At 69.2% G+C, this 14,251-nt stretch carries 9 protein-coding genes; all 9 read right to left on the reverse strand.

Translation table 11 applies throughout. The annotated features are described in order from the left end of the window. Positions 1–151: 151 nt before the first annotated feature. The gene (locus AB0B68_RS08235; RefSeq protein ID WP_357235191.1) at positions 152–1,459 is read right to left on the reverse strand and encodes an endo-1,4-beta-xylanase; all 1,308 of its coding nucleotides are present in this window, start codon (positions 1,457–1,459) and stop codon (positions 152–154) included. A 115-nt stretch (positions 1,460–1,574) separates the two neighbouring features. Then, entirely contained in the window at positions 1,575–2,930 is a 1,356-nt protein-coding gene (locus tag AB0B68_RS08240; protein ID WP_357258558.1) for a PHB depolymerase family esterase, read from the reverse strand. Positions 2,931–3,242: 312 nt separating this feature from the next. Further along, the gene (locus tag AB0B68_RS08245) at positions 3,243–5,381 is read right to left on the reverse strand and encodes an alpha-glucuronidase (RefSeq protein WP_357203522.1); all 2,139 of its coding nucleotides are present in this window, start codon (positions 5,379–5,381) and stop codon (positions 3,243–3,245) included. Next, entirely contained in the window at positions 5,378–7,411 is a 2,034-nt protein-coding gene (locus AB0B68_RS08250; protein WP_357203519.1) for a beta-galactosidase, read from the reverse strand. The genes AB0B68_RS08245 and AB0B68_RS08250 overlap by 4 nt, the downstream gene beginning before the upstream one ends. After that, positions 7,408–8,097 (reverse strand): DUF624 domain-containing protein, encoded by a 690-nt coding sequence (locus AB0B68_RS08255; protein ID WP_357203516.1) that lies wholly within the window; start codon positions 8,095–8,097, stop codon positions 7,408–7,410. The genes AB0B68_RS08250 and AB0B68_RS08255 overlap by 4 nt, the downstream gene beginning before the upstream one ends. A 90-nt stretch (positions 8,098–8,187) precedes the next feature. Beyond that, positions 8,188–9,825, reverse strand: coding sequence for an extracellular solute-binding protein (locus AB0B68_RS08260; RefSeq protein WP_357203513.1), 1,638 nt, complete (start codon positions 9,823–9,825; stop codon positions 8,188–8,190). Positions 9,826–9,872: 47 nt separating this feature from the next. Then, positions 9,873–10,784: a carbohydrate ABC transporter permease gene (locus AB0B68_RS08265; protein ID WP_357203510.1), complete on the reverse strand. Its 912-nt coding sequence runs from the start codon at positions 10,782–10,784 to the stop codon at positions 9,873–9,875. Next, positions 10,781–11,770: an ABC transporter permease subunit gene (locus AB0B68_RS08270; RefSeq protein ID WP_357258561.1), complete on the reverse strand. Its 990-nt coding sequence runs from the start codon at positions 11,768–11,770 to the stop codon at positions 10,781–10,783. The genes AB0B68_RS08265 and AB0B68_RS08270 overlap by 4 nt, the downstream gene beginning before the upstream one ends. A gap of 10 nt (positions 11,771–11,780) precedes the next feature. After that, positions 11,781–14,144, reverse strand: a complete 2,364-nt coding sequence (locus tag AB0B68_RS08275) for a glycoside hydrolase family 3 N-terminal domain-containing protein (protein ID WP_357203504.1) — start codon at positions 14,142–14,144, stop codon at positions 11,781–11,783. Positions 14,145–14,251 lie beyond the last annotated feature (107 nt).

Here is a 14,251-nt window from a genome sequence, read left to right on the forward strand (position 1 = left end):
CAGCATCTAGACGACGGTCAAGCCTCTCCCGGTGATCAAGAGGTTTCCGTCATCCGATCTGGCGTGGGTGACGCAAACCTCTTGATCAACGAGGGCAGGAGAGGGTGGGGCCGGTGCGGGGCCCTGCCCCCCACACCGGCCGGTGGGTGCGTCAGCCTGCGGAGCAGGTGGGGCTCAGGCTGCCGGCGGTGCCGTTGGCCTGGAACCCGAACTCGGTGGACTGCCCGGCGCCGACCTGGCCGTTGTAGGCGACGTTGGTCCAGTTCGTCGTGCCGGTGTTACCACTGCGGTTGGCGCTCCAGGCGTTGGTGACTGTGGCACCGGACGGCAGTCCGATCGACACCGTCCACCCGTTGAGCGCCGACGAGCCAGCGGTCACCCGTACGTTCGCCACGAAGCCACCGTTCCACTGGTTCACCGACACCGTGGCGGTGCAGCCACCCGTGCCCGGCGGCGGCGTGGTGGGCGGGTCGGTCGGCGGGTCGGTGGGCGGGTCGGTCGGCGGGTCCGTGGGCGTGGTGCCGTTGTTCAGCGCGGCGAGAACAGCGTCGTACGCGGGCTTCTTCGAGCCGTTGCTGTTGAACAGCAGCGGGGTCTGCGAAGCGCGCCACGAGTCACTGTCGCGGATGCCCCACACCGTGATGCCGTTGCAGCGGGCAACGGCCAGGCAGTCCTCGACGACGCTGCGGTACGTGTTCGCCGAAGCGCCCTGGATGTCCAGCTCGGTGATCTGCACGTCCACACCGAGCGCAGCGAAGCTCGACAGGGTGGTGCGGTAGTTGCTCACGTACGGTGAGTCGTTGTTGAAGTGCGACTGGAACCCGACGCAGTCGATCGGCACGCCACGGGCCTTGAAGTCGCGCACCATGTTGTAGACGCCCTGGGTCTTGGCGTGCGTCCAGTTGTCGGTGTTGTAGTCGTTGTAGCAGAGCTTCGCGCCCGGGTCCGCGGCACGCGCCGCCCGGAACGCCGCCTCGATCCAGTCGTTGCCGGTGCGCTGGAGGTTGGAGTCGCGACGGCCTCCGGAGCTGCCGTCGGCGAACGCCTCGTTCACCACGTCCCACGCCACGACCTTGCCACGGAAGTAGGTGGCCACCTGCGTGACGTGGTTGAGCATCGCCTGCCGCAGCGCGCTGCCGCTCATGCTCTCCATCCAGCCGGGCTGCTGCGAATGCCATGCCAGGGTGTGACCCCGCACGCTCATCCCGCGGCTGCGGGCGTGGTTGACGATCTGGTCCGCCGCCCCGTAGCTGAACTGGTTCTGCTGCGGCTCGGTGGCGTTCATCTTCATTTCGTTCTCGGCGGTCACCATGTTGAACTCACGGTTCAAAATCGTGGTGTACGCGCTGTCGGAGAGCTTGAAGCCGGCCACCGCCGTACCGAAGTAGCGACCCTTCTCGGCGGCGGACGCGCCGAGCGTCGTCCCGGCGGAGGCGGGCGCCGTCGCGAACAGCGCCATGCCGGCGGCGAGGGCACCCGCGCCGGCCAGCGCGACGGCGGCTCTGGATGCCGCCTTCCATCTCGGACTTCTCATCGTGTGACTCCTTTGAGGGTGGTGGGGTGGGAAGGGGAGATCAGGACACCGAACAGGCGGCACCGTTGAGCGCGAACGAGGTGGGCTTGCCGGTGCCGCCCTCGTGCGTGGCCTGGAAGCCGATCTCGACCGACGCGTTCGGGGCGATGGTGTTGTTGTAGGAGACGTTGCGGGCGGTCACCGCGCCGCTCACCGGGGCGTACTGGGCGTTCCAGCCGCTGGTGATGCGCTGTCCGCTGGGCAGCGTGAAGGTCAGCGCCCAGCCGTTCACGGCGGTGGCACCGGTGTTGGTGATGACCACGCTCGCGGTGAAGCCGCTGTTCCAGGCGTTGACCGTGTAGCCGACCCGGCAGGCGCCGTCGGTCGGCGGCGGCGTGGTCGGGGGCGGCGTGGTCGGGGGCGGAGTCGTCGGCGGCGGAGTCGTCGGCGGCGGCGTGGTCGGGGGCGGAGTCGTCGGGGGCGGGGTCGTCGGCGGCGCGGTGCCGTCCAGCCCGAAGAAGCGGATCACCTGCGCGGCGTCGACCGGCAGGTTGTGCGTGACACCCTGCATGCTGATCGCCTCGACCGGCGCCATCGGGCCGCTGCTGCCGTACCGGGTGCGGGTGTGGCCGGACTGCGGGGAGTCGGTGTACGTCGGGGTCTGGCTCAACCCGTGCACGTTGGTCCACTGCTTGACCTGCTCGCCGAAGTTCGGATAGCGCAGCGTCTCGTCGTTGGTGCCGTGCCAGATCTGCATCCGGGGTCGCTGGCCGGTGTAGCCGGGGTACGCCTCCCGGACCAGGTCACCCCACTGCTGCGCGGTCCGGATGAGTTGCCCGTTGGCGCACTGGCTGTTCCATTCCGAGGTGCCGCCGGTGGCGAAGCAGGCGAACGGCACCCCGGCGAACGAGGCGCCCGCCGCGAACACGTCCGGGTAGACGCCCAGCATGACGTTGGTCATCATCGCGCCGGACGAGGTGCCGGTGGCGAAGATCCGCGCGGGGTCGGCGGAGTAGCGCTGCTTCACGTAGTCGACCATCGACATGAGCCCGACCGGATCGCTGCCGCCGCCACGGCGCAACGCCTGCGGTGAGTAGACGTCCCAGCACTTGCTGCTGCGGGTTGCCGACGGGTAGATCACGATGAACCCGTACCGGTCCGCGAGGGAGGCGTACTGGGTGCCCGAGTGGAACGCGGGGCCCGTCCCGGTGCAGTAGTGCATGGCCAGGAGGATCGCCGGTCGGGTGGCTACCCGGTCCGGGACGTACAGGTGCATTTGCAGGTTGGTGGGGTTGGTGCCGAAGTTGGTCACCTGCGTGAGCGTCGCCGCCGACGCGGGAGCGGCGAACGTCAACGCGGCGGCGGCCAGTGTCACGGCCGCCATGACGACGCCAAGCATTCTCGTCTTCAGTGTCATCGTCGCGATCCTTTGCGGAAAAAGGCGCGTGGAAGGGGACTTAAGTCGAGGACTGCCCTTCGCCCGACCTTGACCGCGGCTCGCGTGACCATGTCAGCTTCAATCGAGCACACTCGATTGTCAAGACTTCCGGAAACCTTTCGCCGCAACGGTTCCGGCGGCCACCTGCGCGATAATGGGCATCGACGGGCGTCTTCAGCACCGGTGGGCGGCGATGAATTATCGGCACGTTTTCGGAACCTGCCAGGCCGCCGCTGGGCACACGGCACGACGGCGACCCGACCGGGTCACCCCGGCCGCCCGCACCGCCACTCAGTGGATGTCCCGCCCTCGCTCGTCCGGCACCCCGGACTTGCGGTAGAAGTACGTGTTGATCTGGTCGCGCCACTCGGTGGCGCAGCGCACCTGCTCGTCGAGGCGTTCGGCGACCCGCTCGTACACGCTCGGGTCGATCATGCCGGTCAGCGTCTGCCACCTGCGTCGCATCGCCGTCACCTCCTCGACCCCGGCGAAGTGGGTGTCGTAGATGTGCTGGATGACCGTCGAGCCGCTGTGCAGCACGTGCCCGTACGGCACGTGGTGGAAGAAGAGCAGCAGCTCGTCGGGGCAGGTCTCGGGTGACTCGTACACCTGCGCCCAGTACGGCGGGTACTGGCCGGCGAAGCCGGTGCCCGACGCTCGGCTGCGGTCCACACCGACGCCGTCGCGGTCGGCGAAGTGGTAGGTGCCCCACCGGGTGTACTCGTACCCGTCGACGCCGGGGCCGTAGTGGTCGCCGGGGTTGACCATGAAACCGACACCCAGCGGGGCGGTGTAGCGCTCGTACGTGCGCCACGAGTCGTCCATGATCTCGTGCAGGACCCGCCGCACCAGCTCCGCGTCGGCGGTCGCCGACGGCGGAAAGGTCAACGTGATCCACTCGTCGAGGATCGCCGTCGGGTCCCGCCGAGGGTCCCAGGCCAGCCGGCCGAACGCGTACAGGTTGGCCTGCGCCAACGGATGCCCGGTCCAGAAGAGGTCGTCGCCGACGTTGGCGACGGCGACCATCCCGCCGCCCGCCGCCGACTCCCCCGTGACCACGTCGGCGATCGTCCGCCCATCCGGCCCCCAGGGAGCGAAGCCGAGCACCTCACTCCACCACGGGCCGAGGTGGCAGACGTGCCGCTGTTGGCCCGTGTACTCCTGAGTGACCTGCAACTCCACCGCCAGCCGGGTCGCCGGCATCGCGGCGAGCACCGGTGAGACCGGCTCGCGCGGCTGGAAGTCCACCGGGCCGAACTTCACCTGGACGACCACGTTGGTACGGAACCGCCCGTCGAGCGGGGCGAAGTGGTCGTACGCGGCCCGAGCCCGGTCGGTGGACCGGTCCCGCCAGTCCTGGTGGTGGTTGTAGACGAACGCCCGCCAGTGCACCACTCCCCCGTGCGGGGCGAGGGCCTCGGCCAGCAGGTTCGCCCCGTCGGCGTGGTCACGGCCATACGTGAACGGGCCGGGTTGCCCCTCCGAGTCGGCCTTCACCAGGTAGCCGCCGAAGTCCGGGATCCGGTCGTACACCCGTCTGGTGGTGCCGGCCCACCAGACGCGTACGTTCTCGTCCAGGGGGTCGGCGGTCGGCAGGCCACCGAGGAGCACCGGCGCGGCGAAGCTGACCGACAGGTGCACCCGGATGCCGTACGGGCGCAGCGCGTCCGCGATCTCGGCCACGTCCCCGATCCGTTCAGTGAGCAGCAGCGCCTCGGTACGGGCCACATTGACGTTGTTCACCGATATCGCGTTGATCCCACAGGAGGCCAGCAGCCGCCCGTACTCCCGCACCCGGGCCAGGTCGCCGCGCGGACGGCCGTCCTGCCAGAAGATCGAGCCGCCCGCGTACCCCCGTTCGACCTGGCCCATCACCGGGTGCACTGCCACGTTGTCCCAGTGGTTCAACATTCGTCGGCGCAGCGCCGGCCGGTGCCACTCCGGGGGGCGGGCCGGGTCGAAGGCCGCCGCGCAGAGCCGGACCACGTGGAAGAGCCCGTACAGCAGGCCGGCGGGCGCGTCGGCCAGCACCGCCGTCACGTCGCCGGCCCGCGCCAACACGAAACCCTCGTCGCCGAGCGTCCCGCCGTCGCCCAGCTCGACCAGAGCCGCCTCGCCGGCGGCGCGGGCCGCCTCCACCGCCGGATTGGGCAGCTCGGCGGCATCGCGCAGGGCGAGCACCAGGTCGACGTCTACGTCCCAGGACGGGGAGTGCCACACCCGTCCGCCGTAACGGGCGCAGGCGCGCGAGACCTCGTTGAGGACGGTGTCGACGAGCAGCCCCTCGCCGTGCAGGAGGATGCGACGCGCGCCGAGCGACCGGAACGCCTCCGGCGGCAGCCAGGCCGGGTGAACGCGCGGTTCGCCACCGTCCATCGGCTCCTCGACGAACATCAGCTGCTCCAACTCCACCGACTCTTCGGCGTTCACCGGTCCTCCTCCAGCACGACAACCCCGTACGCCGGCAGTCGCAGGGCGCCGCCGGCCGCCGTACGGTCGCCGGTGAGCAGGTCGACGCCGCCGGTCCGGGCGGTCACCTCGACCGGCTCGGCGCGGTGGTTCAGCAGAAACAGCAGCCGCGACCCGTCCGCCGCGACCCGCACGGCGGATTCCAGGTCCGGCACGTCCGGGTAGGGCCCGAGCAGGTCGTGCCGGGCGAGCACCTGCCGAACCACCCAGGACACCCCGGCCTGGTCCAGCCCGGCGGCCACGTACCACCCGTCGCCGGCACCGAAGGAGTTACGGGTCACCGCGGGGGTGCCCGCGTAGAAGTCGGCCTGGTACGTGCCGACGACCTGCGCGCCCTGCGGAATCACCAGCTCGAACAGCAGGCTCGCGTCGACGTCGACCTGATCCGCGCCGTCGCCGAGGCGGACGGTGTTGACCACCTCCGGGCCGCGGGCGTCCCACTCGTCGACCCGGACGCCCATGAGCTGACCGAGCGGGCCCGGCACGTCCATCAGGAACGCCTGGTCGTTCTCGTCCACCCGGCCGGACAGGTAGGTGGTCAGCACCGACCCGCCGCGCGTCGCCGCCGCCTCCAGCCGCTGCGGCAGGTCACCCTTGAGCAGGTGCAGGGCCGGGGCCACGACCACGTCGTAGCCGGACAGGTCGGCGGCCACCGCGACGACGTCCAGGTCCACACCGGCGTCCCAGAGGGCCCGGTGGTACGCGAGCACGACCTGCTGGTAGCGGACCAGCCGGGACGGGCCGTCGGACAGCTCCAACGCCCACCAGCTGTCCCAGTCGAACAGCAGCGCCACCCGGGCCGGGGTCCGCGCGCCCAGTGACGCCGGGCCGAGCCGTTCCAGTTCGGCGCCCAGCTCGGCGACCTCCCGGAACACCCGGGTGTCGGAGCGACCGGCGTGGCCGATGACGGCACCGTGGTACTTCTCGCTGGCTCCACGGGAGGCCCGCAGCTGGAAGAAGAGGACCCCGTCGGCGCCGTGCGCCACGGCCTGCCAGCTCCACAGCCGCATCAGACCGGGGCGCTTCAACGGGTTGACGTCGCGGCACGCGGTGAAGCTCGGGGTCTGTTCCATCAGCCAGAACGGCTGGCCGTCCTTGAGCCCGCGCATGAGGTCGTGGGTCAGCGCCATCCTGGCCGCCGACGTGTCGTCGGGCGGGTAGTTGTCCCAGGAGACGAAGTCCAGATGAGGTGCCCAGCGGTGGTAGTCGATCGGGCGGTACATGCCCATGAAGTTCGTGGTCACCGGCAGTGCCGGGCTGGACTCCCGGATGGCCGCCTTCTCGTCGCGGAAGTTCGTCAGCATCGCATCGGAGGTGAACCGCAGGTAGTCCAGTGTGATGCCCGGGAACGCGGTGTGGTCCGGGCCGCGCCAGTGCTCGGTCAGCGCCGAGGGCGGCTCGATCTCCTCCCAGTCGGTGAAGGTGTGCGACCAGAAGGTGGTGTACCAGGCCTCGTTCAGCTCGTCGAGGGTGCCGTAGCGGTGACGCAGCCAGTTCCGGAAGCCGGCCGCGCACAGGGCGCAGTAGCAGGCGCCGCCGTACTCGTTGCCGACGTGCCAGGCGAGCACCGCCGGGGTGTCGGCGTAGCGACGGGCGACCCGGCGGGCCAGCTCCGTCGAGAGCCGGCGAAAGATCGGCGAGCTGGGGCAGGAGTTGTGTCGCTGACCGAAGCGGTGCTTGCGGCCCTCGAAGTCGGTCCGGGTCACCTCGGGGTACGCCTTCGCCAACCACGGTGGGTGGGCTCCGGTGCCGGTGGCCAGGCAGATCCCGCGTCCCTCGGCACTGGCCCGCTCGACGATCCTGTCCAGCAGCGCGAAGTCGTAGGTGCCCTCGGCGGGTTGGGTGAGCGCCCAGTCGAACACCCCGAGGGTGACCAGGTCGATCCGTGCCGTGTCGAAGAGACGGTAGTCCTGCTTCCACACGTCCTCGGGCCACTGTTCCGGGTTGTAGTCGCCCCCGAAGGGCACCTTGGCGCTGAGGGGCAGGCTCATCTGGTGAACTCCTCCCGGATCAGGTGGATCATCGGGTCGCCGACGCGCAGGTACGCCAGCACCGCGATCGACGCCAGCAGCATCAGCACCGCTTCGGAGAGGGCCGCGGTGATCCCGGCCGCTGCGGCCAGCAGCAGGGCGTTGCCGACGGCAACACCGGGGGTACGCACAAGGAAGTGCACGGCCAGCCGGAGCACGTCGCGGGTGCGGAAGTCGAACAGCGAGGTGATCACCAGGGCGTTGGCCGCGCAGAGCGTCACGCCCACTCCGATCAGCACCAGCGGCACCGCCCACCAGCTCGACAGGCCGACCGCGTCGCGGTAGGCGAGGTTCACGGCGAGCACTGTCAGCCACAGCAGCGTCGGCACCCAGACGCGCAGCACGCCGAGCACATTGGCCCGGTAGCCGCGCCAGAACAGGGTGGCCGGCCGCAGGTCGGTCAGGTCGGTTCGCTGGTGGCGCAGGGCGTACAGGGCGGCGGAGATCGCCGGGCCGACCGGTACCAGCAGGAACGCGGCGAGCGGCAGGTTGCTCGGATCGCGGCCCAGCACCAGCAGCGGAAGCAGGGCGGGCAACGTGGTGAGCAGCAGGAGCAACTCGACCACGAGCAGGATGTAGACGCGCGAGGTGATCCGCGACAGTGGTCCGTCGCCGAGCTGTCGCCGGGCCTGAGTCGCGCCACTCACGCTCGCTCCCTCCCGTCGACTCAGCTGATCCGTGGTCGCCGGGGGTCCGGCCGGGCCGCGCCAGGGGCGACCCGACCGGACTCCCGCCTATCAGCCGTTGTTCTTCTGGAACCGCTCGTACGCCTTGTTGACCAGGTCGATGTACTGGTCGGAGTTCTTGGCCTTCAGCTCGGCCACGTACGCGTCCCACTCACTGAGCGGACGCTGACCGAGGGCGAACTTCAGCGTGTTCTGGGTGACGAAGTCCTTCAGCGGCGTCTCCCAGAGCGACACCTGCTCGCGCTCCTCGTCGCTCAACGGGGCCGGCGGGGGCACCACCCTCGGCTTGCGGGCGTCCATCACCTTCTGGAACTCCAGCTCCTCCGGCGAGAAGAACCCGCGAACCAGGTCGGGAGTGCCGCCGTAGGCGAAGACGCCGTTGTGGAAGCCGAAGTCCTTCTGCAGGTGCTTGGGCGCCTTCGGGTTGAGCCCGAGGAAGTCGACCCCGGGGTTGAGCGTGCGCTTGCCGGACGCGTCCTTGGTGAAGGTCGTGCCCTCGACGCCCCAGCGGGCAAACTCCAGGCCTGCGTCCGAATACCACAACCAGTCGATGAACTGCATCATGGCCACGAAGTTCTTGCTCTCCCGAGCCTTCGTGGAGATCATGATGCCGTTCTCCAACCGGGGGAACGGGTTGATCTCGCCAGCCGGGCCGATCGGCAGCGGGATCTTGGCCATCTTGGCGTTCGGCAGGGTCTTGGCCAGGTCGGGGCGGTGGTTGTTGACCAGGGTCTGCGCGTTGCCGGTGACCACGAAGGACTTGCCGTTGGCGAGCTTCTGGCGTGCCTGGTCGTCGGTCTGGGTGAAGCTCTCCGGGTCGAGCAGCCCTTCGGCGACGAGCTTGTGCAGGTAGGTGACCATCTGCTTGTACTGCTCGGACGCGCCGGTGTAGCTGAACTTCTTCGCCGCCGGGTCCCAGGTCGCGTGCTGGTAGTCCCAGCCCGCCTGGGTGCCGTGGGCCGAGCCGAGGATGTTCAGCAACGCGCCGGTCGGGTTGGGCTTGCTGAAGAGGTCGGAGTACGGGTAGACGTTCGGGTACTTGGCCTTCATCGCCTTGAGCACCGTGTACAGCTCGTCCCAGGTCTTCGGGACCGCCAGGTTGAGCTCCTGCATGATGTCGGTGCGCACCAGCACCGTGTAGTCCTGCGTGGGCTTCTCGTGAAGGCCGGGCAGCAGGTAGAACTTACCGTCGGACTGCCGCAGGTTGTCGATCTCCGGCTGGAGGTTCCACTTGGTGATCTTGTCCTTGAGGTTGGGCATCAGGTCCAGGTAGTCGCTCACCGGGAGGATCGCCCCGGAGGACACGAAGGCGTTCTCCTGCGGGTGGTACGTCTTCGGGATGATCATCGGGGCGTCGCCGGCGCCGATCAGCAGGCTGCGCTTCTGCTCGTAGTCGCTCAGCGGCACGGCCACCGGTTCGATCTTGACATTGGTCCGCTTGGTGAGCTCCGACCAGAACAGCCAGTCTTCCTTGAGCGGGTAGAACGTGTGGTTGTTGTAGAGGGTGGAGAACGAGAGAGCCTCGGTGGCCTTGAACTGGTCGCCGATGCCGTAGTTGGCCATCGCGCCGACCCGGTTCTCGGAGAGGTCGGTCGACTCACCGGGGTCCTCGGAACAGGCGGTGGTAAGGGAGAGCGCGAGCAGACCCGCGGTGGCTACCGCCACGCGGCGCCACGTCTTGTGGAGCATGGCTCGTCCTTTCAATGGTGGGGTTCGGAGGTGCCGCGCGCTCGCCGTCATCCCTTGACCGCGCCGAGCATCACGCCGCGGACGAAGTACCGCTGGACGAAGGGGTAGACCGCCAGGATCGGCAGGGTGGTGAGCACGATCGTCACGGCCTGGAGTGTGGCCGCGGCCTGCACGACATCGGCCTCGGCCGCGCCTGACTGCTGTGCGTCGGTGGCACCCGCGATCAGGTTGCGCAGGTAGACGGTGACCGGCAGCAGGTCCTGCCGGTCGATGTAGAGGAACGCGGTGAACCACGAGTTCCAGAAGGACACCGCATAGAAGAGCACCATCGTCGCGATGATCGCCTTCGACAGCGGCAGCACGATCCGCAGCAGGATGCCGTACGTGTTCAACCCGTCGACCGCTGCGGCCTCCTCCAGCTCGCTCGGCAGACTCTCGAAGAACGCCTTCATGACCAGCAGGTTGAACACGCTGATGGCGTTGGGGACCACCACCGCCCAGATGGTGTTCTTCATGCCCAGGCTGGTGACCAGCACGTAGTTGGGAATCAGGCCACCGGAGAAGAACATGGTGAACAGCGCGACACCGACGAGCACTCCGCGCCCCTTGAGCTGCGGCTTCGACAGCACGTACGCGTAACAGGTGGTCAGCACGATCGAGATGAGCGTCGCGACCACCGTGTACACCACAGTGTTGCGGTAGTTCGTCCAGAACATCGAGTCGGACATCACCAGCTTGTACGCGGTCAGGTCGAACCCGCGCGGGAAGAAGGTGACCTTGCCGGCGATGATGTACGCCTCTTCGCTGAGCGAGCGGGCCACGATGTTGAGGAACGGGTACAACGTCACGACCACGACGCCGAGCAGGACGACAGTGTTGACGACGCGGAAGATCCGGTAACCCCGGCTGTCGTCCGGCCCGCGCGTCTTCGGGGCGTCGATCTTCGTACCGAAGGTCACCACAGGCTCGTCCCCACAGTGCGACGGGAGATGACGTTCGCCGACAGGACGAGGATCAGCCCGATCACCGCCTCGAAGAGGCCGATGGCCGCCGCGTAGCTGAAGTTGCTCGACTGGAAGCCCATCCGGAACAGGTAGGTGGAGACCACGTCGGCGGTCGGGTACGTCAACGGGTTGTAGAGCAGCAGGATCTTCTCGAACCCGACGGCCAGGAAGCTGCCGATGTTGAGGATCAGCAAGGTCATCATCGTCGGGCGGATGCCGGGCAACGTGATGTGCCAGGTCTGGCGCAGCCGGCCGGCTCCGTCGATCCGGGCGGCCTCGTACAGGTCCTCGTCGATGGTGGTGAGGGCGGCGAGGTAGAGGATCGTGCCCCAGCCGACCGTCTGCCAGACCTCGGACGAGACGTAGATGGTGCGGAACCACTCAGGTCTCTGCAGGAACGCCACCGGGTCGCCGCCGAACAGGTTGACGATCTGGTTGGCGGTGCCCTCGATCGAGGTCAACTGCATGACCATCGCCGCCACGATCACGATCGACAGGAAGTGCGGCAGGTAGGACACGGACTGGACGAACCGCTTGAAGCGGCGGGCCCGGACCTCGTTGAGCAGCAGCGCCAGCACGATGGGCAGCGGGAAGCAGAACAGCAGGGTCAGCGCCCCGAGCACCAGAGTGTTGGTGAACACCTCCCAGAACGTCGGGTCGCTGAGAAACATCCGGAAGTAGCGCAGCCCGACCCAGTACTCACCGAAGATGCTGCCGCCCGGCTTGAACCGACGGAACGCGATGATGTTGCCGATCATCGGCAGATACCGGAACACCAGGAAGAACAGCAGCGGCAGGATGGCGAGGGAGTAGAGCTGCCAGTCCCGGCGCAGTGCCTGCCGCCAACTGCGACGGCGTCGTGGCGAGCGCGGGGCAGGGCTCTGCACCCGCTGCGGAGGACTCGGCGGCGCCGGCGGCGGTGGCCGCAGGGTGGATGTCATCCGTGGCCTCCTATGCCGACTGCGCAACGGCCACGAGGGGCTCGACCCGCACCGAGGTGAGCAGTTCCCGCTCGAAGCCGACCTGGCGTTCGGTGCCGACCAGTCGCAGCGGCAGGGCCGCCGCCACCTCGCCGCTGGAGCGGCCGAACCGCAGTTCGACGTCGCCGGGCTCGACGATCCGTCTGCCGGTCAGCCCGGTGAACGACGCCACGTCGGCAGGTACGCCGAACGTCACGTGCGCCACCTCGCCGGGCGCCAGCGGCAGCCGGGTGTAACCGATCAGCCGGACCACCGGACGGGTGGTCTGCGCGACCGGGTCGTGCAGGTAGAGCTGCACGACCTCGGTGCCGGCCCGCTCACCGGTGTTGGCGACGGTGATCCGCACCCGTACCTCGCCGTCGACCGGCCAGGCGGTCGGATCTTCACGCGGTTCAACCACTGTGGCGTCGGACCACTCGAAGGTGGTGTAGCTCAGCCCGTGGCCGAACGGGTACGCCGGGGTCGGGTCGATCGAGGAGACCTTGTTGCGCCGGCCGAGCGGTGGCGCGAGGTAGGTGCTCGGCAGTCCGCCGGCGTCGCGCGGCACGCTGACCGGCAACCGTCCGGAGGGGTTGACCGCGCCGGTGAGCACCTCGGCGAGTGCCTGCCCACCGAGCTGGCCGAGGAAGAACGCCTGCACCACGGCCGCCGCGTCGTCGAACTCCGGGCCGAGCGCGTACGGGCGGCCGGTCATCAGGACCAGGACGACAGGGGTGCCGGTGGCGAGGACGGCGCGGACGAGGTCGCTCTGCACGCCGGGTAGTCGCAGGTCGACGGCGTCGCAGCCCTCACCGGAGGTGCCCCGGCCGAACATTCCCGCCCGGTCGCCGACGGCCAGCACGCACACGTCGGCGGCGGCGGCAGCGGCGACCGCGGCCGGGATGCCCGAGGTGTCGTCACCGGTGACGGTGCACCCTGGCTCGTGGGTGAGCATCGGGACGCGCCGGGCCAGCTCGTCGCGCAGTGTGGGGATGGCCAGGCCGAGCCCGAAGTCGCTGTGGTTGACGCCCACGTGATTGGGGAACGAGTAGCAGCCGAGCATTCCCATCGGGTCGTCGGCGACCGGGCCGACCAGGGCGACCCGGCTTGCCACGGCCAGCGGGAGGACGCCGGTGTTGCGCACCAGGACGACTGACTCCCGGGCCAGGCGAAGGGCGATGTCCTGGCTGGCCTCGTCGTCGAAGCGCAGGGACGCCACGTCGTCGGGCAGCTCCTGCCAGCCCTCGTCGAGCAGACCGAGCTCGATCTTCTGGATCAGCACCCGACGCAGCGCGCAGTCGATCAGCGCCTCGTCGACCTCGCCGCGGCGAGCCGCCTCGACCAACGGTTCGCCGAAGGCGTCCACTGTGGGCAGCTCGACGTCGATCCCGGCCCGCAGAGCGAGCCGGGCGGCCTCGGCGGCATCCCCGGCGACTCCGTGCAGGGTCTGCAGGAACCGTACGGCGAAGTAGTCGGCCACCACTGTGCCGGTGAAGCCCCACTCGTCCCGCAACAGCCCGGTCAGCAGCCCACGGTCGGCCGCGACGGGCAGGCCATCGATCTCGGCGTAGGAGTTCATGACCGAGCGGGCGCCGCCGAGGCGCAGCGCCATCTCGAACGGCGGCAGGATGACGTCGGCCAGCTCGCGGCCGCCCATCGGCACCGGCGCGAGGTTGCGTCCGCCTCGGGAGGCGGAGTAGCCGGCGAAGTGTTTCAGCGTGGCCACCACACCGGCCCGCTCCAGGCCCCGCACGTAGGCGGCACCTGTCGTCCCGACCAGGTAGGGGTCCTCGCCGATCGTCTCCTCGGTACGACCCCAGCGGTAGTCCCGGGTGACGTCCAGCACCGGGGCGAGGCCCTGGTGCACACCGGCGGCCCGCATCGACCGCCCGATCCGGTCGGCCATCGCCTCGACCAGTTCGGGGTCGAAGGACGCGCCCCAGCTGAGCGGAGTCGGGTAGACGGTGGCCCGCCACGCCGCGAACCCGGTGAGGCACTCCTCGTGCACCTGCGCCGGGATGCCGAACCGACTGGCGGCCACGATCTGCGCCTGCGAGGCCGCCAGTGACCGGGCGCCGAGCACCGGGTCGACCGGGGCGGTGCCGAACGGACGGGTCAGCTGGCCCAACCCGTACTGGATGACAGTGCTCCACGGCGGCAACTCGCTGATCATGTCCGACTGGTGCGGTGCGACGCCCTCGCCGCTGGCGTCGGCGCCGACCCAGACCCCGACGAGCTGGGCGATCTTCTCTTCGAGGGACATCTTCGGCAGGAGCGCGTCGGCCCGCTCGGTCGGCGACAGCCGCTGATCACGCCACGGCGCGGCGCCGCCGTCTCCGAGCGACTGACTTCTCATGCCCTGACCCCTTAGCTCCGGCCACATCCCCGTGCCCTGGTGGAACCAGTTCCGTGGCGGACGTTTCTCACGATCCGAAACTTTCCGGAAACCTGCGTAACCTTTTC

It is taken from the genome of Micromonospora sp. NPDC049049 (assembly GCF_040649115.1).
Classification (GTDB): domain Bacteria; phylum Actinomycetota; class Actinomycetes; order Mycobacteriales; family Micromonosporaceae; genus Micromonospora.